General features: G+C 51.5%; 19 protein-coding genes. 17 read left to right on the top strand and 2 right to left on the bottom strand.

The annotated features are described in order from the left end of the window. Positions 1 to 30: 30 nt before the first annotated feature. From hrcA to AYJ59_RS08990, 9 genes are all read left to right on the top strand, one after another. Entirely contained in the window at positions 31 to 1,059 is a 1,029-nt protein-coding gene (gene hrcA / locus AYJ59_RS09030; protein WP_029937706.1) for a heat-inducible transcriptional repressor HrcA, read from the top strand. A gap of 179 nt (positions 1,060 to 1,238) precedes the next feature. Continuing rightward, positions 1,239 to 1,796 (top strand): nucleotide exchange factor GrpE, encoded by a 558-nt coding sequence (grpE, locus tag AYJ59_RS09025; protein ID WP_127119923.1) that lies wholly within the window; start codon positions 1,239 to 1,241, stop codon positions 1,794 to 1,796. 156 nt (positions 1,797 to 1,952) lie between these two features. After that, the gene (gene dnaK, locus AYJ59_RS09020; protein ID WP_127119922.1) at positions 1,953 to 3,872 is read left to right on the top strand and encodes a molecular chaperone DnaK; all 1,920 of its coding nucleotides are present in this window, start codon (positions 1,953 to 1,955) and stop codon (positions 3,870 to 3,872) included. Positions 3,873 to 4,112: 240 nt separating this feature from the next. Beyond that, positions 4,113 to 5,270 carry a molecular chaperone DnaJ gene (dnaJ, locus tag AYJ59_RS09015; RefSeq protein ID WP_029937709.1) on the top strand — a complete coding sequence of 386 codons (1,158 nt, stop codon included), beginning with the start codon at positions 4,113 to 4,115 and terminating at the stop codon, positions 5,268 to 5,270. A 14-nt stretch (positions 5,271 to 5,284) separates the two neighbouring features. Then, entirely contained in the window at positions 5,285 to 6,085 is an 801-nt protein-coding gene (dapB, locus tag AYJ59_RS09010) for a 4-hydroxy-tetrahydrodipicolinate reductase (RefSeq protein ID WP_127120422.1), read from the top strand. Positions 6,086 to 6,286: 201 nt separating this feature from the next. Beyond that, on the top strand, positions 6,287 to 6,844 hold the full coding sequence (locus AYJ59_RS09005; RefSeq protein WP_127119921.1) for a DsrE family protein: 558 nt from the start codon (positions 6,287 to 6,289) through the stop codon (positions 6,842 to 6,844). Positions 6,845 to 7,107: 263 nt separating this feature from the next. Further along, on the top strand, positions 7,108 to 9,723 hold the full coding sequence (locus tag AYJ59_RS09000) for a methyl-accepting chemotaxis protein (protein WP_164730759.1): 2,616 nt from the start codon (positions 7,108 to 7,110) through the stop codon (positions 9,721 to 9,723). Between the two features lie 93 nt (positions 9,724 to 9,816). Continuing rightward, on the top strand, positions 9,817 to 10,236 hold the full coding sequence (arfB, locus tag AYJ59_RS08995; protein WP_206197866.1) for an alternative ribosome rescue aminoacyl-tRNA hydrolase ArfB: 420 nt from the start codon (positions 9,817 to 9,819) through the stop codon (positions 10,234 to 10,236). Next, positions 10,236 to 10,715 (top strand): GNAT family N-acetyltransferase, encoded by a 480-nt coding sequence (locus tag AYJ59_RS08990; protein ID WP_127119918.1) that lies wholly within the window; start codon positions 10,236 to 10,238, stop codon positions 10,713 to 10,715. The genes arfB and AYJ59_RS08990 overlap by 1 nt, the downstream gene beginning before the upstream one ends. Before the next feature lie 76 nt (positions 10,716 to 10,791). Here AYJ59_RS08990 and AYJ59_RS08985 read toward each other — a convergent pair whose 3' ends face one another. Continuing rightward, positions 10,792 to 12,279: an aminotransferase-like domain-containing protein gene (locus tag AYJ59_RS08985; protein ID WP_127119917.1), complete on the bottom strand. Its 1,488-nt coding sequence runs from the start codon at positions 12,277 to 12,279 to the stop codon at positions 10,792 to 10,794. Between the two features lie 177 nt (positions 12,280 to 12,456). Between AYJ59_RS08985 and AYJ59_RS12975 the strand changes: the two genes are divergently transcribed. From AYJ59_RS12975 to AYJ59_RS08975, 3 genes are all read left to right on the top strand, one after another. Beyond that, the gene (locus tag AYJ59_RS12975) at positions 12,457 to 12,618 is read left to right on the top strand and encodes a hypothetical protein (RefSeq protein WP_164730758.1); all 162 of its coding nucleotides are present in this window, start codon (positions 12,457 to 12,459) and stop codon (positions 12,616 to 12,618) included. A gap of 38 nt (positions 12,619 to 12,656) precedes the next feature. Next, positions 12,657 to 13,520 carry a branched-chain-amino-acid transaminase gene (gene ilvE / locus AYJ59_RS08980; protein WP_127119916.1) on the top strand — a complete coding sequence of 288 codons (864 nt, stop codon included), beginning with the start codon at positions 12,657 to 12,659 and terminating at the stop codon, positions 13,518 to 13,520. Between the two features lie 188 nt (positions 13,521 to 13,708). Beyond that, positions 13,709 to 14,944: a multidrug effflux MFS transporter gene (locus AYJ59_RS08975; RefSeq protein ID WP_127119915.1), complete on the top strand. Its 1,236-nt coding sequence runs from the start codon at positions 13,709 to 13,711 to the stop codon at positions 14,942 to 14,944. Positions 14,945 to 14,965: 21 nt separating this feature from the next. Here AYJ59_RS08975 and AYJ59_RS08970 read toward each other — a convergent pair whose 3' ends face one another. Next, positions 14,966 to 15,190 carry a DUF2798 domain-containing protein gene (locus tag AYJ59_RS08970; protein WP_029937719.1) on the bottom strand — a complete coding sequence of 75 codons (225 nt, stop codon included), beginning with the start codon at positions 15,188 to 15,190 and terminating at the stop codon, positions 14,966 to 14,968. Between the two features lie 393 nt (positions 15,191 to 15,583). On the opposite strand from AYJ59_RS08970, the gene carA reads away from it, so the two are divergent. The 5 genes from carA to AYJ59_RS08945 all read left to right on the top strand — a co-directional run bounded on the left by carA (position 15,584) and on the right by AYJ59_RS08945 (position 21,487). Continuing rightward, positions 15,584 to 16,720, top strand: a complete 1,137-nt coding sequence (gene carA, locus AYJ59_RS08965; protein WP_127119914.1) for a glutamine-hydrolyzing carbamoyl-phosphate synthase small subunit — start codon at positions 15,584 to 15,586, stop codon at positions 16,718 to 16,720. 20 nt (positions 16,721 to 16,740) lie between these two features. Beyond that, positions 16,741 to 19,953, top strand: coding sequence for a carbamoyl-phosphate synthase large subunit (gene carB, locus AYJ59_RS08960; RefSeq protein ID WP_029937721.1), 3,213 nt, complete (start codon positions 16,741 to 16,743; stop codon positions 19,951 to 19,953). Between the two features lie 80 nt (positions 19,954 to 20,033). Beyond that, positions 20,034 to 20,510: a transcription elongation factor GreA gene (greA, locus tag AYJ59_RS08955; RefSeq protein ID WP_029937722.1), complete on the top strand. Its 477-nt coding sequence runs from the start codon at positions 20,034 to 20,036 to the stop codon at positions 20,508 to 20,510. 21 nt (positions 20,511 to 20,531) lie between these two features. Further along, a complete protein-coding gene (locus AYJ59_RS08950) occupies positions 20,532 to 20,951 on the top strand; it encodes a DUF4149 domain-containing protein (RefSeq protein WP_127119913.1) in 420 nt (139 codons plus the stop codon). A 176-nt stretch (positions 20,952 to 21,127) separates the two neighbouring features. Continuing rightward, positions 21,128 to 21,487, top strand: a complete 360-nt coding sequence (locus tag AYJ59_RS08945; RefSeq protein ID WP_029937724.1) for a hypothetical protein — start codon at positions 21,128 to 21,130, stop codon at positions 21,485 to 21,487. The last annotated feature ends 60 nt before the right edge of the window (positions 21,488 to 21,547 follow it).

Genomic DNA, 21,547 nt, shown 5'->3' with positions numbered 1-21,547 from the left:
GTTAAAGAATGACGAGTGTCGCTGCGCTGTATGAACTTGAATGAACGATCACAACTGCTTTTCAAACACTTAATGGCATTATACCTGAATGAGGGACGGCCCGTCGGGTCATCCGTGCTGGCGAAAATGCCGGACGTTTCGGTCAGTTCCGCCACCATTCGTAATGTCATGGCAGACCTGGAAAGGATGGGGCTGATTCATTCGCCGCACACCTCCGCGGGACGCGTACCCACCGAGCACGGCTTCCGGGTGTTTGTGGATTCGATCCTGACGGTGCAGCCGTTGAATGCCTCGTCGATGAAGCAAATCGAACAAGGCTTCGATAAAGCGCAAACTCAGGAAGAGCTGCTGGGTTCCGCCTCGCAGATTTTGTCCGGCTTGACGGGCATGGCGAGTCTGGTTATGCTGCCGAACCAAGAACAGGAAGTCTTGCGCCATATCGACTTTGTGCGTTTGAACGACAAGCGCGCTTTGGTGGTGCTGGTGCTGAACGACTTGGATGTTCAAAACCGGGTCATCGAATTCGACGAGCCGGTGTCGGCCTCGCATTTGGAACAGGCGGGCAACTACCTGAACGCGCATTTTGCCGGCCGTCACCTGTATGAAGTCAAACAACTGCTGGTGCAGCGCATGGACGAGTTGCGCAAAACCATGGACCAGCTGATGGTGTCGATTGTCGAAGCCACCGACGAAGTCATTGACGACAAAATGAAACAGGGCATGCCGTATTTTATTTCCGGTCAGACCAATCTGTTGAATTACGACGAACTGGCCGATGCCGAAAAGCTGCGCGCCTTGTTTCAATCCTTCGAAGAGCATTCCGATATGCTCAATCTGCTCAATAAAAGCATGCAGGCCAAGGGCGTTCAAGTTTTTATCGGCCAGGAATGCGGCAATGAAAGTTATCAGAACTGCAGCGTCATCACCACGCCTTACGAGCGTGACGGTGAAGTGATGGGCGTGCTGGGTGTGGTCGGGCCGAGCCGAATGCCGTACGATAAAATCGTGCCGCGTGTCGATATGACCGCACGGATTCTCAGCTCCCTACTCAATAAGTGATCAACACGGAATCATCCAAAACGACCAGGCCTGGTCGTTTTCGGGATTGCGCGGAACGACACCGTCCCGAATCGTCTTCACAAAATTTAATGCAAAAAATTCATTTCGGGCGCTTGAAACCCTGAAAAGCGTCCTTATAAACCCCCTGATTTTACAGTTATCAACTTCTGGAGATTTTTATGTCTGAAAACAAGGCAGAACTGAACGAAGAACACATTCCAACGGTGGAAGACGGTGTTTCCGAAGAAACCCACCAAGCCGAAGACGCCGTCGAACATGACCTGGAAGCGATGTTGGACGAGGCCAAAAAAGAAGCCGATGCGCAAAAAGAGTTGGCGCTGCGCACCCTGGCCGATATGGAAAACTTAAAACGTCGTACCCGTTTGGACGTGGAAAACGCGCATAAATTTGCGTTGGAAAAATTCGTTGGCGAATTGCTGCCGGTATTGGATTCCATGGAAATGGGCTTGGACGCGGCATCGAAAGATGATGCCTCCGCGGACAGCATCCGTGAAGGCTTGGATATGACATTCAAGCAATTCCTGGACGTGATGCAGAAGTTCAATGTGGAGCGCGTGGACCCGGCGGGCGAGAAGTTCGACCCGCAATTGCACGAAGCCATGACCATGGTGCCGTCACCGGATCACGAATCGCAATCGGTGATTGAAGTCTTCCAGAAAGGCTATGTTCTGAACGAGCGTCTGGTGCGTCCGGCGCGTGTTGTGGTGGCGCAATAAGCGGTAAACGGCCAAGGGCGAAAAAATACGAAAAAACTTTCGATGCCGCCCTTGAATAATCTTAGGCGCCCCCTATATAGAAGCTAACACAAAAAACTTTACGTATTAATTTGAAAGGCTTTGCCTCGCGAAGCCATGAAATTTGGAGATAAACGAATGGGAAAAATTATCGGGATTGACCTCGGGACAACGAACTCATGTGTCGCGGTAATGGAAGGGAAAGAAACCAAAGTCATTCCTAACGCGGAAGGGGCTCGTACCACACCTTCCATCGTGGCTTACGCAAATGACGGTGAAGTCTTGGTCGGGGATTCGGCCAAGCGTCAAGCGGTGACCAACCCTGAAAACACTTTGTTCGCCATCAAGCGTCTGATTGGCCGTCGTGCCGACGATGCCGTGGTGCAAAAAGACAAGGATATGGTGCCTTATAAAATCATTCCTGCTGACAATGGCGATGCGTGGGTGGAAGTCGGTGACAAGAAATTGTCTCCGCAAGAAGTGTCTGCGCGTACGTTGATGAAAATGAAGAAAACGGCTGAAGATTATCTGGGCCATGAAGTGACCGAAGCGGTTATTACGGTACCGGCTTACTTCAACGACTCGCAACGTCAAGCCACCAAAGATGCCGGTAAAATCGCGGGTCTGGAAGTGAAGCGTATCATCAACGAACCGACGGCTGCGGCCTTGGCTTACGGTATGGACAAAGTCAAAGCGGACAGCAAAATCGCGGTTTACGACTTGGGTGGCGGGACCTTCGATATCTCCATCATCGAAGTGGCCGATCTGGACGGTGAAAAACAAGTCGAAGTACTGTCGACCAATGGGGACACGTTCCTGGGTGGGGAAGACTTCGATAACGTCATCGTGGATTACATCGCCGAAGAGTTCAAGAAAGACCAGAACGTAGACTTGAAACTGGATAAGTTGGCACTGCAACGTGTGCGTGAAGCTGCGGAAAAGGCCAAAATCGAGTTGTCTTCCCGTGAACAGACCGACATCAACCTGCCGTATGTGACGGCGGATGCCACCGGTCCGAAACACTTGAACATGAAAATCACACGTGCCAAGTTCGAATCGTTGATCGAAGGTTTGGTTGAGCGTTCCATCGAGCCATGTCGCATCGCATTGAAAGACGCCGGTTTGTCGGCTTCTGAAATCGACGACGTGATTTTGGTCGGTGGTTCCACACGTGTACCGATGGTGCAAGCGAAAGTAAAAGAGTTCTTCGGTAAAGAACCACGTAAAGACGTGAACCCGGATGAAGCGGTTGCCATGGGAGCGGCCATTCAAGGTGGTGTTCTTTCCGGTGACGTGAACGACGTACTGTTGCTTGACGTGACTCCGCTTTCCTTGGGGATTGAAACCATGGGCGGCGTGATGACCAAACTGATCGAGAAGAATACGACGATTCCGACGCGTAAGTCGCAAACCTTCTCGACGGCGGAAGACAATCAGGCGGCCGTTACCATTCATGTCCTGCAAGGTGAGCGTGAAGTGGCTTCCGGTAATAAATCGCTGGGTCAGTTTAATCTGGACGAAATCCCGCCGGCGCCACGTGGTACGCCGCAAATCGAAGTGACGTTCGACATTGATGCCAACGGTATCCTGAACGTTTCGGCGAAAGACAAGGCGACCAACAAAGAGCAGCACATCACCATTCAAGCGTCTTCCGGTCTGTCCGAAGACGAAATCGAAGCGATGGTGAAGGATGCCGAAGCGCACGCGGCGGAAGACGCCAAGCTGAAAGAGTTGGTGGAAGCACGTAACCAGGCCGATGCCATGATCCACGGTACGAAGAAACTGTTGGAAGAACAAGGCGAAGGCGTGGATGCGGCCGAGAAAGAAGCGATCGAGAAAGCGATTGCCGACTTGGAAGAAGCTGTGAAAGGCGACGACAAAGCGGCCATCGATGAAAAATCGCAAGCATTGGCGGCAGCGAGTCAGAAACTGGCCGAAAAAGCCTATGCTCAGCAACCGGGCGCCGATGCCGGTGCGCAGGAGCAAGGTTCCGCCAATAACGCCGATGATGACATCGTCGATGCCGAGTTTGAAGAAGTCAACGACGACAAAAAATAATTCGGTTAGGTTCGATAACAGGGCCTAATTGAATACCAAAATCGGTATAATGCGGGCCATTCTTGAGAATGGCCCGTTTTTTTATGCCTCACTGCGCAATGGACTTTGCGGTTCAATTACCATTCAAAAAGATAGGATAACCCCGACCGTTTCTGGAAAATCGCCAGGCCTGGTCATTTTCGGTTTTATCGTATGGTTTTGAATATTAATTGACCGATTTAACAAGATATCTGAATCATTATGAGCAAAAGAGATTACTACGAAATTCTGGAAGTATCGGCCACGGCATCGGACGGCGAAATCAAAAAAGCCTACCGAAAACTGGCGATGCGTTATCACCCGGACCGTAACCCGGACAATAAAGACGCCGAAGATAAGTTCAAGGAAGCGTCCGAAGCGTATGAAATCCTGTCCGACCCGCAAAAACGCCAGGCCTATGATCAGTTTGGTCATGCCGGCGTAGACGGTAGTGCGGGCCAAGGCGGCTTCGGAGGCGGCGGTTTTGCGGACTTCGGCGATATCTTCGGTGATATCTTCGGAGGTGGTTTTGGTGGCCGTCGCGGCCCGCAGCCGGGGAACGACCTGCAATACGAATTGGAAATCTCACTGGAAGACGCGGTGTCCGGCACCACCGTCGATATCCGTATTCCGACCAAAGAGTTGTGTGAAGCCTGTGACGGCTCCGGTGCCGAACCGGGTTCGGATGTGCAAACCTGTCCGACCTGTCAGGGCGCGGGCCAGGTTCGTGTTCAGCAAGGTTTCTTTGCGGTATCGCGTACCTGTCCGAACTGTCACGGTACCGGTAAAATCGTCAAAACGCCGTGTAAGGCGTGTCGTGGCGAAGGCTATAAGCACAGTCACAAGACCTTGTCGGTCAAGATTCCGGCGGGAGTCGATAATGGCGACCGCATTCGTCTGCAAGGCGAGGGTGAAGCCGGTGAGCCGGGCGCGCCGCATGGCGATTTGTATGTGCGCATTCGCGTCAAAGAACACAAAATTTTCCAACGTGACGGCAATACACTCTATTGTGATATGCCGTTGTCGTTTGCTACAGCCGCTTTGGGGGGGACCATGGATGTGCCGACTTTGAGCGGTAAAGCCAACTTGAAGATTCCGGCGGGCACCCAATCCGGTCAGCGTTTCAAGCTGTCCGGAAAAGGTGTGAAATCGGTGCGTTCACATCATATCGGCGATATGGTGGTGCAGGTGCACATTGAAACGCCGGTCAAATTGACCGAGGAACAGAAAGAATTGTTGCGTGCGTTTGACGAAAGCCTGCAAGGTAAGCATCATAAACAGCACAGTCCGAAAACGCACAGTTTCTTCGATTCGGTGAAAGCCTTCTTCACCGGTGATGATGAAAACGAGAAAAAAGACAAAGACGGACCTTGGAATTAAAAAGGAATAGCATGATGAGAGTTGCGGTAATCGGCGCTTCCGGGCGTATGGGAAAAAACTTGATTGATGCGGTCAACCAGGCCGAAGGTTTGACTTTGTCGGCCGCCATTGAGCGTCCCGGCTCGTCGTTGGTCGGTGCAGATGCCGGTGAACTGGCCGGTGTGGGAACTTTGGGCGTTAAGGTGGTGGACCAAATCGAACTGGCGGTGGACGACTTCGATGTGTTAATTGATTTCACCACGCCGGACACGACGATGCACAACATCAAAGTCTGTTTAGCGCATGACAAGAAAATGGTCATCGGCACCACCGGGTTCGATGAAGCCAGCCTGAAAACCTTGCGAGAAGCGGCCGAGCGCATCGCCATCGTGTTTGCCGCCAATTTCAGCGTCGGCGTTAACCTGGTGTTAAAGCTGCTCAAACAAGCGGCGGAAGTGCTGAACGACGGTTACGATATTGAAGTGATTGAAGGTCATCACCGCCATAAGGTGGATGCGCCGTCCGGTACCGCTTTGCGAATGGGGGAAGTGGTGGCCGATACTTTGGGGCGTGATTTGAAAGAGTGTGCGGTTTACGGGCGTGAAGGCATTACCGGCGCGCGTGACCCCAACACCATCGGCTTTGCGACCGTCCGAGCCGGCGACATTGTCGGTGATCATACGGTGCTGTTTGCAACGGAAGGTGAACGGGTGGAAATCACCCATAAGGCGTCCAGTCGCATGACTTTTGCCAAAGGCGCGGCGCGTTCGTGCTTGTGGTTGCAGGATAAGACGACCGGGTTGTTCGATATGCAGGATGTTCTGAATCTGCGTTAATCTCTCGGTGGTTCGACGGTTTGAAAACGCCCGTTTTTACGGGCGTTTTGTGTTTTAGAAGTGTGAAAACACTTTTGAAATCAAATGGTTTTGGCAAGATGTCAGACTTGTTTCCTTTTATCGGTGTTGGCTTAGGGCTATACTGGTTTGGAGGGTCTGGCTGGATGATATTCAGCCGCCCGTTAAACAAGGAGGTGTCCCATGTTGGTTTCTCTTCAAAATCGACCGTTGTTGTTAACGGCTCGAAATGTTTTATTCTTCCTGTCTTTGTTCTTTGTGTTCGGATTGTTTTCCTCTCTCTCGTTGGCGGCGTCATCCGGTGCGTCGTCGAACATTATCACCGTGCAGCATCAGAAAGACATCAAGGTCGTGTACGACATCAATCAGGATCAGCAACAGGCCGGGATTGGCAAAGGGCTGTATTACGTTCGCGGGTTGTTGGAGGCTTATGAAAAACAAGGCATTCCGGAAAGCCAGTTGCACATCAGCGTGGTGGTGCACGGGGCGGCCGGCTATTGGCTGTTGAAAGACGAGCCTTATCAAATGTTCACCAACGACCCTTTCAGCGTTAACCGCAATGCGAAGGTGGTACAGGAATTGATTGACCACGGCGTGAGCGTGGAATTGTGTCACGTGACGATGAAAGGACACGGTTGGACGGCCGAAGATGTGCTTCCGGGAGTGAAAATCGTGTTTGATGCGTACACTCGTATGATTGATTTGCAACAATCGGGTTACGCCTACATCAAATTCACGTAATCAAACATCGGGTTTCATTATCCGAAACGACCAGGCCTGGTCGTTTTTTGATCCGCTTTCGGAGCACTGTTAAAAAAAGCACGTAAATACGTGCTTTTTTTATGGCAATCAAGCCGTTAAGGGCTTTGTAAACGGCCAAGGAAAGGGTAGAATTTTCGACTGTTGCCGAAAAAGTGCTGAATCATTTTTGTTGCACTTTTCGTTCTTGCCATCTTGCTAGAATGGCGAAGACTCTGAAAAACCATATAAAAAAAGAAATAATTATGAGAGAGAACCTACCCGTTACTCAAGAAGAATACCCTATCCCTAAGGGACTGCCCCTCGTTTCCCGCACCGATCTGAACGGTACCATCGTCGAATGCAACGACAGCTTTGAAATCATCAGCGGTTTTAAGCGGTCTGAACTGATTGGGCAGCCGCATAACCTGGTTCGCCATCCGGATGTGCCGCCGGCGGTGTTCAAAGATATGTGGCAAACCTTGAAATCGGGTATGCCATGGACACAAATCGTTAAGAATCGCCGTAAGGACGGCAGCCATTATTGGGTGCGTGCGAATGTAACGCCGGTATATGATATGGAAGGGAAAAACACCGGCTACCTATCCGTTCGTGAGGCCATTTCCGATGCTGAAAAACAAGCCGCCGAAAAAGCGTATCAATCGCTTGGCAAAGGTCAGGCACGGATTGAACAGGGTAACATCCATACAGGAATCAACTGGCAAAAATGGAATCTTTGGACCAAGCTGGGGCCGCGTAGCGAAATGGTGGTATTGGCGCTTTTATTAGGCGTGTTGCCGCTCATTTTGACGCATACGTATTTGGACGTCACACCGACGATGATCGGTGTGGTGTCGGTGTTGATGTTGTTGGTCGCTTGGCTGATGGGGTCTTACTTGCAAACCAGCATCCGGCAAGCCGTTTCGTTGTTGCGCAAAGTGGCGGGCGGTGAGCAGGTTCTGGATGTGAAGGTGAAACCGAATTACACCGGTAAACTCTACGGTGCCATTCAATCCAGCGCGCTGGCAATGGGCGCTTATCGTTCCAATCTGGAAACCGAAAGCGATCGTGCGCGTCGCCTGCAAATGGCGGTGGATCAGGCCTGGGTGAATATGATGATGTTGGATGCCGACGGTAAAATCGTGTACCTCAACCAACAGTTGAAAGACTTTTTTGCCAGCCGGGAAGCAACCTTGGCGAATGTGATCAGAGGTTTCAACGCCGCCAAGCTGATTGACCAACCGATGGATCTGTTCAATGTGGACGGCGCCGGTTTTGTTCTGAATCAAGCCGACACCCAGTACCGTGAAATTGAAATGGCGGGAATGTTGTTCTGCTTGAAACTGGTGGCGGTGCATAACCGGGCCGGTGTTCACGTCGGAACCGTGGTGGAGTGGGAAGACAAAACACTCACCGCGCAACTGTTGCAAGAAGTTAAAAAGATTCACGACGGCATTCTGATCGGAGACTTGGGGTATCGCGTCGACCTGGAGAAAGCCGACAAGGAACTGCGTCCGGTGGCCGAAGCTTTGAACATGACGCTGGATTCCATCGTTCGCTCCATCGATATGTCGACGGAAGTGGCCATTGCCATGTCGGTGGGTGACTTCCAACAATCCATCGAACAGCCGTGTCCAGGCTATTTCGGTGTGGTGAAAGAAGCCTTGACGGTGAGCATGGAAAACATTTCCGATATCCTGTCCGGTGTTCAGGAAGTATCGGAATTAATTGATACCGACAGTAAGGAAGTGCGTCGCGCCAGTACCGAACTGAGCTCCAGTTCACAAAGCCAGGCGGCGTCGATTGAAGAAACCTCCGCGTCGATGGAAGAAATGACCAGCGCGGTGCAAAGCAGTTCGGACAATGCGCAGGATGCCGCGTCTCAGACCCATGATGCAGCCGCCAAAGCGGCACAGGGTGTGAAAGTCATGCAGGATGCGATTCAGTCGATGGAAGCCATTAGTCATGCCAGCCAACGCATTGGTGACATCATTACCTTGATTGATTCGATTGCCTTCCAGACGAATTTGCTGGCGTTGAACGCGGCGGTGGAAGCGGCTCGCGCCGGTGAACATGGCCGCGGTTTCGCGGTGGTGGCGGGTGAAGTACGTAACCTAGCCGGAAAATCGTCCGATGCGGCCAAGGAAATTCGCGGCTTGATTGAGGACACCTTGGAAAAAGTCGAACAAGGTTCGGCGTATGTGAACGATTCCGGTGACTCCTTAAACGAAATTCACCAGTCAATTCAGAAAGTTCAATCGATTATCGACGACATTTCCAAGTCGAGCCGGGAGCAGACACAGGGGATTTCGCAGGTCAATATCGCCATCAGCGACATCGATTCTCAGGTTCAGAAAAACGCTATCATGGCGGAGAGCACCAGTCAGACCGCCAAGCAACTGGAAAGCCTGACCCATGCGATGACGCAAAATGCCCAGACGTTTAAAATTCAACCGAAGTCGCACAAAACCGCGTTGGATGCGGATGCCAATTTTGTGCGCATCCGTATGGCGCACCGTCAATGGCGCGCCAAGGCACGGGCTTACATTCACGGGTTTGATGTGGGCGTGGACCCGCAAAAAGCCGTTGACCCGAAAGCCTGTGAGCTGGGACAATGGATTTACGGCGCTGGCCAACAGTATGCGTCTTTCCCGAGTTTCCAGCAGTTGGAAAAATCGCATCAGGCCATGCATGCCCATATCGGTAAAATCATTCAGTTGAAGGAAATCGGCGACAACATCAGTGCCGAAACCAACCTCGACGAGCTGGAGCGATTGAGCCGTGAAGTGGTGGATGCCATCAACGAAATGGAAACCCATCTGGCCGAGGTCAGCGGGTCTCGCAGTGTTCAGGCCAATCATTTGCCGGATTCCGTCTCATGATGCAAAGGGTTTGACCGCCTTTCGAAATATTACAAAATCCGCCAGGCCTGGCGGATTTTTTATATGGGCGACTGGAAAGAAAAGGAGAGTGGCGTGATTACGCTGTCAAGCGGGTGGAAACTTCCTGAAAACGAACTGGATTGGCAGGCCGTGCGCTCGCAAGGCGCCGGCGGTCAGAACGTCAATAAAGTGGCTACCGCCGTCCATTTGCGTTTCGATATTTTCGGTTCTTCGTTGCCGGAAGCCATCAAATTGCGCTTGATGGCACTTCCGGACCGCCGCATTACCAAAGACGGTCTGATTATCATTAAAGCGCAATCGCAGCGCACTCAGGAAGGGAATCGCCGGGAGGCTCTGCAACGGTTACAACAACTGTTGGAAGCTGCCTGGGTTCGACCGAAAAAGCGTTTAGCCACTCGTCCGACCAAAAGTGCTCGCCGGAAGCGCATGGATCAAAAGCGTCAAAGAGGTGAAATCAAGGCGCGGCGCAAACCGGTGAGGCTGGATGAGTGATGGTGCAGATTCGAACCTACCAGCCGCAAGACGCCGACGCGATTGCGGATTTATACCATGCGGCGGTGCATGCCATCGATCCGACGGTGTATTCCAAAGAACAGCAAGAAGCCTGGGCGCCCACGCCGCCGGATAAGGTGTTTTGGAAAGAACGTCTGGCCCAAAAACAGCCCTTTGTCGCGTGGCGGGAGGGGCGGATTGTCGGTTTTATGGAACTGGAAGCCGACGGGCATATCGATTGTGCCTATACGCATCCGGCATTTCAGGGGCAGGGCGTGGCGGCGGCTTTGTATGCGCATTTGGAAGCGAGTGCCCGCCAAGCGGGTATGGCACGCTTGTATGTGGAAGCTTCGCATCTGATTCGCCCGTTTTTCGAACGGCGCGGATTTCACTGTGTGCAGACCAATCAAGTGCGTCGTGGCACGGTTTTACTGACGAATTTCACGTTGGAAAAGCCCCTGTTGGAGCCATTCCGCTAGTGCATCCCATCACCTAACATCTAGCCTCATTTGGACAAAATCTGCCAGGCCTGGGAGATTTTGAGTCACTGCCTTTTTAAAGCGAATGCCGTAGCGGAGTCGGGCTTTGACTTTCCTGATGCAGTTTTTCGGTTTCATGCAATATCTTCAAGATCGCGAGTTCGGTTTCGCGGTCCCATTTCAACGCGCAGGATAGCCGGAAAAAATGATTGTATTTGTCGGTGGTGGAGAAAATACGCCCCGGCGCGATGCTGATGCCATGCGGAATCAGGCGGTTCGCCAATTCAAAGGTGTCGATCGCATAGGGTAATTCCACCCAGATGACAAAACCGCCTTCCGGGCGCGTGACCTTGGTGCCGGGCGGGAACAGCCGCACGATGGCGCTGGTGAGTTGGTCCACCGCGTAAGCGTATTGTTGCCCGGCCCGGCGCAAATACAAGTCGTAACGACCGGATTGCAAAATGTCCAGAGTCGCGAGCTGCGCGGCGGAGGACGTCGACAGGTTGGAAACGTATTTCAGGTATTCCAGCTGTTTGTAATAGCGTTTCGAGCTGACCCAGCCGACCCGCAAGCCCGGCGACAGGGTTTTGGAAAAAGACGAGCAGTAGATGACGTTATCGTAAGGATCGAACGCCTTAAGCGGTTTGGGGCGACTGTGGCGATGCGACAGCTCGCCGTAAACGTCGTCTTCAATCAAAGGAATGTCGCGTTCGGCCAATAGGGCGTTCAAGCGTCGTTTATGGTCGTCCGGCATGCTGAACCCCAGCGGGTTGCTGAAAGTGGGCACCGTCACGCACGCTTTGATCGGCCATTGGTCAATGGCCATCTCCAAGGCACTGATCGAAATGCCGGTGTTCGGATCGGTGGGGATTTCAATGGCTTTCATGCGCAACGAATTGATGACTTGCAGTAAGCCATAAAAGGTGGGGGATTCGATGGCGATGATGTCGCCCGGCTCGGCACAGGCGCGTAACGCCAGACGTAAGGATTCCTGACAGCCGTTGGTGATGACGATGTCATCTGCGGACACCTCGCAACCGAAGCCGGACATGCGTCGTGCGATTTGCCGCCGTAACTCCGGATTGCCGGGTGGGAATTCGTAATGGCTGATGGTGTCGGCCTGATGGTGGCAGACTTTTTTCATGGCCTGTGATACCAGTTTGATGGGCAAAAAGTCGCTGTCTGGTACGGCGGCGCCGAATTGCAGGATGTTCGGATCATTGGCGGCTTTGACCAGGTTCAAAACCATTTCCTGACCGGTGACGGCGGAAGGTTTGGCTTCCGGTTGGCTGCGGGTCGGGGTTTCGAACGACAGTTTGGGGGCACTGCGCACATAAAAACCGGACTTGGGACGAGACTCGATGTATCCCATGCTTTCCAGCTTGTAATAAGCCGACACCACCGTCGAGACGCTGACGTGAAAGTTTTTGGCGCTTTGGCGCACCGACGGCAGTTTTTCACCAGGCGCATAGGTGCCTTGGCGAATGTTATCCGCCAGGGACTGGGCGAGATCCTGGTACAAAAACTCGCTTTTCGGCGAGCGCGGCTTGGTCTTTTCACTCATCTAATGGCCTTATTTCGTTCTTCACTTCAATACAGTTGTTGTCTTTAAAACCGGTACAGATGATTTTAACGCTAATCTGTACTGGTTTATTTAATATTTTTTGAATCTGTATATTTTTTTGGAAAGCCTTAGACTGATTATTTGGTGATGATGAAGCGGAAATGGAGGTTTCAGGCAATGAAGCGTGAAGGATTCATAAAACTATTGTGGGTGGTTGTGCTGTTCTTGGTGGCACTGGGTTGGGGCTGGATGAAGCAAACAATCGGGCAGCCGGTGGAGCAGACGGCAGAGGAGACTCACGTTGAGGCAGAGCGCCCTTGGTGGTGGCGCATTAAATAATCGAAGAAATACAGTATAACGGATATTAAGGAGTGGTAATGGAACGGCAGTGTTGGATAAATCAGGCAATCAAACCGGTCTCTCAAGCGGGCGTGGCCTTGACGGACCACGGTCTTTTATACGGCGACGGCGTTTTCGAGGGGATTCGATTTTATCATCGGGTACCGCTTTTATTGACCGAGCATCTGGAGCGGTTGTTTCAATCCGCCAAGGCGATTTGTCTGGAGCTGCCGTATTCAATGGATGATTTACACCAGGCCTGCCGTGATGTCATTGCACAGAATGATTTAACGGATGGGTATTTACGTTTGGTAGTCACGCGCGGTTCGGGCGCGTTAGGGCTGGACCCGAAGCGCTGTGAAACACCGACGGTTTTCATTCTGTGCGACGAGTTGAAGATGATGCGTGATTCGGCGCAATCCGGTTTGAAGTTGATTGTCGCCGCCACGCGACGTATGCCGTTGGATGTGTTTGACAGTCAAATTAAAACTTTGAATTATATGAACAATATTCTGGCGAAAATCGAAGCCAATCAAGCCGGTGCCGACGACGCACTTTTGCTGAACACGCAAGGGCGTGTTGCCGAAGCCAGTGCGGCCAATGTGTTTGTGGTCAAGAATGGAGCGTTGATTTCACCTCCGAGTTCGGAGTGTGCGTTGAATGGCATTACACTGCGTTTTATTCTCGAGCTCGCGGCATTTTTGGGGATAGAGTGTGTCGAAAGGCCGCTATCTTTGTATGATGTTTATAATGCCGATGAAGTTTTTCTCAGCGGGTCGGGCGCGGAAATGCTGCCGGTGGCGGACATCGGCGGGCGACGCATGACGGCCTGTCCGGGGCCGATGTTTAAACGCTTGAAGCAGGCCTTTGATGAAAAGGTTCAAGCTTTGTCCGAGGCTTAAAGCCGATAACAGAGCGAATAGCGGAAACCACCAGGCCTGGTGGTTTCTGAGATTGCCGGTTTCAATGAGTATGGCTGTGGTATGATATAGATGTTTACAAACATGTAACATTTTATCTGGGCGTTAACGTCGTTCTTAACCCCTCAAGCCGTTTTACGGCACACTTTTTCATTGGAAGATTCGCTATTATGCACGCTTTGTCTGCTCGACAATTGGCTCCAAGGTTAGGGGCTTTAGTCGCTTTGACCCCTTTTGCGGTCGATACCTATTTGCCGGCCATCCCGGAAATCGCCACCGCATTGGAGGCGACCGTCAATGAAGTGAGTTTGACGGTGCCGCTGTTTTTGATCAGTTTTGCGCTGGGGCAACTGATTGGCGGGCCCTTATCCGACCGTTTCGGTCGTAAACCCATCGCGTTTATCGGTTTGTTGGTGTTTTCGGTCACCTCGGCGTTGATGATGTTTTCGGTGCAGATTGAGCAGTTGTATGTGATGCGGGTGCTGCAGGCGGTGGGCGGCGGTTTCGCTACGGTGGTCTCGGCGGCGATTGTGCGCGATTTATACTCGGGGCGGGAGAGTGCCAGAGTGTTTTCGATGATTGCGATGGTGATGCTGATAGCGCCTTTGGCGGCTCCGGGCGTGGGGGCGTTGATTTTGAACTTGGGCGATTGGCATAAGGTGTTTTTGTTTCTGGCGCTGTATGCCGGCTTGTTGTTTGTGGTGGTGAAATGGGCCTTGCCGGAAACCGTGGGGCCGGAAGCACGTCAAAAGGCGCGGGGTGAATCGGTTTGGCAGTTGCTGGCAAACTATAAAACGGTGCTGTCGAACACTCGGGCCTTGGGCTTTTTGCTGGCGCAGGGCTTCGCCAGCAGTATTTTGTTCGTATACATTACCGAGTCGCCGTTTATCTACATGGATTTCTTTGGTGTCAGCTCAGCGTCCTTCCCGTTTTATTTCGGCCTGGTGGTGTTAGGCGTGATGTTCTTTAACCGGGTCAATATCGGCTTGTTGAAACATTACGAACCACAGCAAATTGTGCTCGGCGCTTTAATCGGCCAGGTGGTGATGACGGTATTGTTCGTGAGTTATGTGGAACTGTTCGAGCCGAATGTGTATCTGGTGTTGTTGATTCAGTTTTTTATTTTGGGACTGCTGGGGGCGATTACGCCAAACGTACAGGCCAGTTACATGGATTTCTTTCCGCATATTTCCGGCACGGCCAACGCCTTGGTGGGTACCAGTATCTTTGCGTTCGGGGGCGTGATGGGCTTGGTGATGGGAGCCTTGCATGACGGCAGTTTGACTCGAGTGGTGGTGTTTATTTTCATGCTGTCGAGCATCAGTCTGTTGAGTTTGTGGTGGGTGGCGAAGGTGCGGTTCGTCAATCCGGCGGCACCGAGCGATGCCGGAGCGCAAGCGGATTGATTTAAACGGGCGCCGAGCCGATTACTTGGAACAGACTTTGGTGGTGAACTGCTGAACCGGCTTGCCGATGACCAAAATGGCGGCAAACGCAATCGGCCAGGCCACCAGCATGGCTTCCCACCAGCGCTGGATGAAGTTACCGCCGATGCCGGTATTGACGGCGGTGATGACCGCCGTCATGACGAAGACCATGATGACGGACATGGTGAAAGCGGCGACAAAGCGGTGATAGTGTTTTGGGAACATAGTCGGTTGTCCTGATGGTTAGGGTTTAGGAACGACGGATGAACGTTCTGCGAATCGAAGCGTTCATGCGATATTTAAACGGAAAGCCATTGTAAAAGATTCCGCTTCTTTTTGACCAGGCTTTTAACCTCAATCACTTTTATTGACGCTGGAAAAACTTATTGAAAAACGTCGTTTTACTGCGGTTTTAATATAGACAGATAGGCCCGAATCAAGTACAATCCGCGTAATCTTATTTTTATGGCTTTGACTATTTGGGGTCGGTACGAGAAATGGCGGTGAAACCCACTGATTTCTAAGAAAAAACGGAGTGAGTTCCTTCTGGGAATTGGCTCCGTTTTTTTATATGGCCTCCCCAAAAGTTTTTGAATTTCTGTTGGGCGGAACAAATCAATGACACAAACAGCTTTATTGGCTTTGGAAGACGGCTCCCTGTTCTGGGGAACGTCTCTTGGTATCGAAGGGGAAACAATCGGTGAAGTGGTATTCAATACTTCGTTAACCGGTTATCAGGAAATTCTGACAGACCCATCGTATTACAAACAAATTGTGACGTTAACTTATCCGCATATCGGTAATGTGGGCGTGAACGAAGAAGACGAAGAGTCTCCGTCAATTATGGCTCAAGGTTTGATTGTTCGCGATTGCCCGCCGCTGATGAGCAACTTCCGTGCGGAAAAATCCCTGCCCGATTACCTGAGAGAACAAAATGTGGTGGCGATTGCCGATATCGACACGCGTAAATTGACGCGCATTCTGCGTGATAAAGGCGCCCAGTCCGGCATTATCGTGGCCGGTGATGAGATTGACGCCGATGCGGCCGTCGCCAAAGCCAAAGCGTTCGCCGGGTTGAAGGGGATGGATTTGGCCAAAGAAGTCACCACGCCGGAAACTTATGTCTGGACCCAAGGCACTTGGGTGTTGGGCGAAGGGCATAAAGACTGTTCCGATAACACGCCGTATCACGTGGTGGCGTTTGATTACGGTATCAAACGCAACATTCTGCGTATGTTGGCGGATCGTGGTTGTAAGTTGACGGTGGTTCCGGCGAAAACGCCGGCGAATGAAGTCTTGGCGATGAACCCGGATGGCGTTTTCCTGTCGAATGGCCCGGGAGACCCGGAGCCATGTGATTACGCCATCGAAGCGATTCAAGAGGTCTTGAAAACCGATATTCCGGTTTTCGGTATCTGTTTAGGGCATCAGTTGTTGGCACTGGCATCCGGTGCGAAAACCGTGAAGATGAAATTCGGTCACCACGGTGGGAACCATCCGGTGCAGGATTTGAAAACCAAGAAAGTGATGATTACCGCACAGAACCACGGGTTCGCTGTGGATGCGGATACCTTGCCGGATTGCTTGGAAGCCACGCACAGTTCACTATTCGACGGTTCCTCTCAAGGGATCCAGCGCAAGGATAAGGCGGCGTTCAGCTTCCAGGGGCACCCGGAAGCCAGTCCGGGGCCGCACGATGTCGCGCCTTTGTTCGACCAGTTCATCGATAATATTAAAAAATACAAACAAGCATAAGTGATAGGAAGTTAAAGAAGATGCCAAAAAGAAGTGATTTAGAAAGTATTCTGATTATTGGTGCGGGTCCTATCATTATCGGCCAGGCCTGCGAGTTCGACTACTCCGGTGTACAAGCCTGTAAGGCGCTGAAAGAAGAAGGTTACCGTGTCATTCTGGTCAACTCCAACCCGGCGACCATCATGACCGACCCGGAAATGGCCGATGCGACCTATATCGAGCCGATTGAATGGAAAACGGTTCGCAATATCATCGCGCAAGAACGTCCGGATGCGATTTTGCCGACCATGGGCGGTCAAACCGCTTTGAACTGTGCGCTGGATTTGGACAAGCATGGTGTGTTGGAAGAATTCAATGTCGAGTTGATTGGCGCCAATGCCGATGCCATCGACAAAGCGGAAAACCGCGACCGCTTCCGTCAGGCGATGACGAAAATCGGTTTGGATATGCCGGTGTCCGATGTGGCGCATAACATGGAAGAAGCTTGGGCGATTCAAGAAAAGGTCGGTTTCCCGACCATCATTCGTCCGTCTTTCACGTTGGGTGGTTCCGGCGGTGGTATCGCTTACAACAAAGCGGAGTTCGAACAAATCTGTAAGTTCGGTCTGGACTTGTCGCCAACCAAAGAGTTGTTGATTGAAGAGTCGATTCTGGGCTGGAAAGAATACGAAATGGAAGTGGTGCGCGACAAAAACGACAACGCCATCATCATCTGTTCCATCGAAAATCTGGACCCGATGGGGGTGCATACCGGGGATTCCATTACGGTGGCACCGGCGCAAACCTTGACCGATAAAGAATATCAAATCATGCGTAACGCCTCTTTGGCGGTTTTGCGCGAAATCGGGGTTGAAACCGGGGGCTCCAACGTTCAATTCTCGATCAATCCTGAAACCGGGCGCATGATTATCATCGAGATGAACCCGCGTGTGTCGCGTTCTTCGGCCCTGGCGTCGAAAGCCACCGGTTTCCCGATTGCAAAAGTCGCGGCCAAGTTGGCTGTGGGTTATACGTTGGACGAGTTGAGCAACGACATTACCGACGGCGCTACGCCGGCTTCCTTCGAGCCGTCCATCGATTATGTGGTCACGAAGATTCCACGCTTTACGTTTGAAAAATTCCCGCAAGCCGATGCACGCCTATCGACGCAAATGAAGTCGGTCGGTGAAGTCATGGCGATGGGGCGTAATTTCCAGGAGTCCTTGCAAAAAGCGTTGCGCGGTTTGGAAACCGGTAAAGACGGTTTGGATGAAGTCATGCCGTTGGCGACCATGGATGAAAAAGATATCAAGGATGTCTTGCGTCAGGAATTACGTGCGCCGGGCCCTGAGCGCCTATGGTATGTCGCGGATGCTTTCCGTGCCGGTTGGAGTTTGGAAACCGTTTATGAGATTTCCCGCATCGATCCGTGGTTCCTGTCTCAGATTAAACAGCTGGTCGACATGGAAGACGACATCAAACAACGCGGTTTGGATGCGTTGGATGAAAATCTGTTGCGTCAATTGAAGCGTAAAGGTTTCTCGGATAATCGTCTGGCGAAATTGTTGGATACGGATGCCGCCTTTATCCGTAAGTTCCGTCATACCTTGAATGTTCGTCCGGTCTATAAGCGCGTCGATACCTGTGCGGCCGAGTTTGAAACTTCGACGGCTTACATGTATTCCACTTACGAAGAAGAGTGTGAAGCGGCGCCGAGCGAGCGCGAAAAAATCATGGTATTGGGCGGTGGTCCGAACCGTATCGGCCAAGGGATCGAGTTCGATTACTGTTGTGTGCATGCCGCCATGGCGATGCGCGAAGACGGTTATGAAACCATTATGGTCAACTGCAACCCGGAAACCGTTTCCACTGACTACGATACGTCCGACCGTTTGTATTTCGAGCCATTGACGTTGGAAGACGTTTTGGAAATTGTCGAGGTCGAAAAGCCGAAGGGCGTTATTGTCCAGTACGGTGGTCAAACACCACTGAAGCTGGCGGAAGATTTGGAAGCCGCTGGCGTACCGATTATCGGGACGTCGCCGGAATCCATCGATTTGGCGGAAGATCGCGAGCGTTTCCAGCAAATGTTGCACGGACTCGATTTGCAACAACCGCCTAACCGTACGGCGCGCAGTGAAGAACAGGCTTTGGCGTTGGCGAATGAAATCGGTTATCCGCTGGTGGTGCGCCCGTCTTATGTCTTGGGTGGGCGAGCCATGGAAATCGTCTATAACGATGCCGATTTGTCGCGTTATATGACGGAAGCGGTGAAAGTGTCGAACGACTCGCCGGTTCTGTTGGATCGTTTTCTGGACGACGCGGTTGAGTTGGATGTCGATGCGGTGAGCGATGGCGAACAGGTCGTCATCGGCGGGGTAATGGAACACATCGAGCAAGCCGGGATTCACTCCGGTGATTCGGCTTGTTCCTTGCCGCCGTACAGCATTCCAATGCACATTCAGGATGAAATCCGCAGCCAGGTCGAAAAAATGGCCAAGGCCTTGAGCGTGGTGGGCTTGATGAATACCCAGTTTGCCGTCAAAGGCGATGAGATTTATGTGCTGGAAGTCAACCCGCGTGCCTCGAGAACGGTTCCGTTTGTGTCCAAAGCCATCGGTCATCCGTTGGCGAAAATTGCCGCGCGTTGCATGGTCGGCCAAAAACTGGCGGATCAGCAATTCGTTAAAGAAGTGCGTCCAACGCATTTCTCGGTGAAAGAAGCGGTTTTCCCGTTCATTAAGTTCTTGGGTGTGGACCCGATTCTTGGGCCGGAAATGAAATCAACCGGTGAAGTCATGGGCGTGGGCGATACTTTTGCGGAAGCTTATCAAAAAGCGCAATTGGCGGGCGGCACCATTTTGCCGACGTCCGGTAAAGCCTTCTTGAGCGTACGCCAAGCCGATCGCGTCAAGGTGATTGATTTAGCGAATAAGCTGATTGCGAAAGGGTTCACCATTTTGGCGACGCGTGGCACAGCCAAATCGTTGGAAGAAGCCGGTATCGAATGCGAAATCGTCAATAAGGTAACGGAAGGACGTCCGAATATTGTGGACTCCATCGTCAACGAAGAAGTGGATTTGATTGTGAATACGTCCGATGGTTCTGTTAGTATTAAAGATTCATCGAGTATTCGCCGTGAAGCGTTGATGCATAAAACCTGTTATACAACGACGATGGCAGGCGCTTTGGCTATGGTGGCCTCTATGGATTACTTGGACAACCAAAAAGTGACCAAGCTGCAAGCGATTTAATCCGTAGCGTCCGTCATCTGAAATAACGCCGAGCAAGGGCTCGGCGTTTTTTGTTTTAGGAAGAGTGTGAGGAAAAGAGAATGCAAAGACATCCGATGACAAAAGAAGGGGCAGACGCCCTGCAAGCCGAATTACAAAAATTGAAGAAAGAAGACCGTCCGACGATTTCCAATGCCATTGCCGAAGCGAGAGAGCATGGCGACCTCAAGGAAAACGCGGAATATCATGCCGCTCGCGAGCAGCAAGGGTTGATTGAAGCACGCATCAAGCAAATCGAAAACATGCTGGGACGCGTTCAGATTATTGATGTCACCAAACTGAATCCAAACGGAAAAGTGGTGTTTGGTGCGACGGTGACGGTCCTGAATGTGGAAACCGATGAGGAAGTCACCTATCAGATCGTCGGTGAAGAAGAAGCCGACTTGAAACACAATAAAATTTCCGTCAATTCGCCGATTGCACGCGCCTTGATCGCCAAAGAGGAGGGGGACGAAGTGGTGGTGAAAGCCCCAAGCGGCAACATCGACTACGAAATTGTCGAAATCCAATATATTTAAATCGGTTGGGGGCTTTTAGTCATGCATTTGGCACTGTTGATGATTCTGCTCACGGCGAATATCACCATCGGTTATGTTGTTGCGCCGGTTTTGTTTGGCCGCTTGAGCAGTGAAACCGCCGGTGAGCTGATGGGGATTTTTTTGACAGGGCTATATGGGGTTGACTTACTGCTTTTGCTTGGGTTGCTTGGCTTGTTGGTGCTGCAAAAACGGTTTCGTCCGAAACGGGAACTTCTGCTGGGGGTCGCGGCCTTGTCGGTCGCGGGTAATTTGTGGGGGATTTCGCCGCTGATGATGGAATTGAAAGTCATGGGGCTGGCTAGATCGCCACAGTTATATGGAATGACCTTTGCGCAGTGGCACGGCGTTTCCCAAGTTCTGTTTATGCTGATGTTGGTGCTGCTGGTCGTCTGGGGGATTCGTTTTGGGCGAAGCCGTTGAGTTCGTCGTCCTCAAAGCCGCGACTGGACTATAAAAAAAGCTTATAAGCATTTAATTATTTTATAGCTGAAAGTCAGGGTTTTCGGTTGCAATTTGCACTAAAAAGACTGAAAATAGTCCCGGTAAATGATTAAATCCTAATATAAATACAACGGTAAGATAACGGAGTGGTTTGAATGAAATTAACATTACAGGCGCTATTTGTTGCAGCTGTTGCCGCGTTCACTTTAAACGTGCAAGCTGCAGAGTCAAAATATGATCAATGTGTTGCAGACGGTGACACGATCGTTAAGTTGGCAAGAGAGAAAGGGGCCACTGCGGCACGTGCTTACGAGCAGAAAACAACTGTTGGTGAGTGTTTTGCTGAGTTGAGCAAAATCGAAGCGACTTACGGTGAGAAGACTTTGGGTCTAAACCCATCTTATGTAATGACTCCGGAAGATCGTGCCAAATGGGCGAAATTGTTCGATTCCATCGATGCGAAACAATATCGTGGCACACCTTACCTTCAAGCGGCTTATTACTTCAGCAAGTAATCGCCAACAGGTTAGGAAGAAAAAGCCGGCTTTATGTCGGCTTTTTTGTTTCCGGGCGTT

The organism is Thiomicrospira sp. S5 (assembly GCF_003991075.1).
GTDB classification, from domain to species: domain Bacteria; phylum Pseudomonadota; class Gammaproteobacteria; order Thiomicrospirales; family Thiomicrospiraceae; genus Hydrogenovibrio; species Hydrogenovibrio thermophilus.
This window is presented reverse-complemented; position numbering and strand designations above follow the sequence as displayed.

Bases quoted from the DNA above. Each gene is read 5' to 3' on its own strand.
- hrcA (WP_029937706.1), top strand. From the start codon at position 31: ATGAACTTGAATGAACGATCACAACTGCTTTTCAAACACTTAATGGCA.
- grpE (WP_127119923.1), top strand. From the start codon at position 1,239: ATGTCTGAAAACAAGGCAGAACTGAACGAAGAACACATTCCAACGGTG.
- dnaK (WP_127119922.1), top strand. From the start codon at position 1,953: ATGGGAAAAATTATCGGGATTGACCTCGGGACAACGAACTCATGTGTC.
- dnaJ (WP_029937709.1), top strand. From the start codon at position 4,113: ATGAGCAAAAGAGATTACTACGAAATTCTGGAAGTATCGGCCACGGCA.
- dapB (WP_127120422.1), top strand. From the start codon at position 5,285: ATGAGAGTTGCGGTAATCGGCGCTTCCGGGCGTATGGGAAAAAACTTG.
- AYJ59_RS09005 (WP_127119921.1), top strand. From the start codon at position 6,287: ATGTTGGTTTCTCTTCAAAATCGACCGTTGTTGTTAACGGCTCGAAAT.
- AYJ59_RS09000 (WP_164730759.1), top strand. From the start codon at position 7,108: ATGAGAGAGAACCTACCCGTTACTCAAGAAGAATACCCTATCCCTAAG.
- AYJ59_RS08990 (WP_127119918.1), top strand. From the start codon at position 10,236: ATGGTGCAGATTCGAACCTACCAGCCGCAAGACGCCGACGCGATTGCG.
- AYJ59_RS08985 (WP_127119917.1), bottom strand. From the start codon at position 12,279: ATGAGTGAAAAGACCAAGCCGCGCTCGCCGAAAAGCGAGTTTTTGTAC.
- AYJ59_RS12975 (WP_164730758.1), top strand. From the start codon at position 12,457: ATGAAGCGTGAAGGATTCATAAAACTATTGTGGGTGGTTGTGCTGTTC.
- ilvE (WP_127119916.1), top strand. From the start codon at position 12,657: ATGGAACGGCAGTGTTGGATAAATCAGGCAATCAAACCGGTCTCTCAA.
- AYJ59_RS08975 (WP_127119915.1), top strand. From the start codon at position 13,709: ATGCACGCTTTGTCTGCTCGACAATTGGCTCCAAGGTTAGGGGCTTTA.
- AYJ59_RS08970 (WP_029937719.1), bottom strand. From the start codon at position 15,190: ATGTTCCCAAAACACTATCACCGCTTTGTCGCCGCTTTCACCATGTCC.
- carA (WP_127119914.1), top strand. From the start codon at position 15,584: ATGACACAAACAGCTTTATTGGCTTTGGAAGACGGCTCCCTGTTCTGG.
- carB (WP_029937721.1), top strand. From the start codon at position 16,741: ATGCCAAAAAGAAGTGATTTAGAAAGTATTCTGATTATTGGTGCGGGT.
- greA (WP_029937722.1), top strand. From the start codon at position 20,034: ATGCAAAGACATCCGATGACAAAAGAAGGGGCAGACGCCCTGCAAGCC.
- AYJ59_RS08950 (WP_127119913.1), top strand. From the start codon at position 20,532: ATGCATTTGGCACTGTTGATGATTCTGCTCACGGCGAATATCACCATC.
- AYJ59_RS08945 (WP_029937724.1), top strand. From the start codon at position 21,128: ATGAAATTAACATTACAGGCGCTATTTGTTGCAGCTGTTGCCGCGTTC.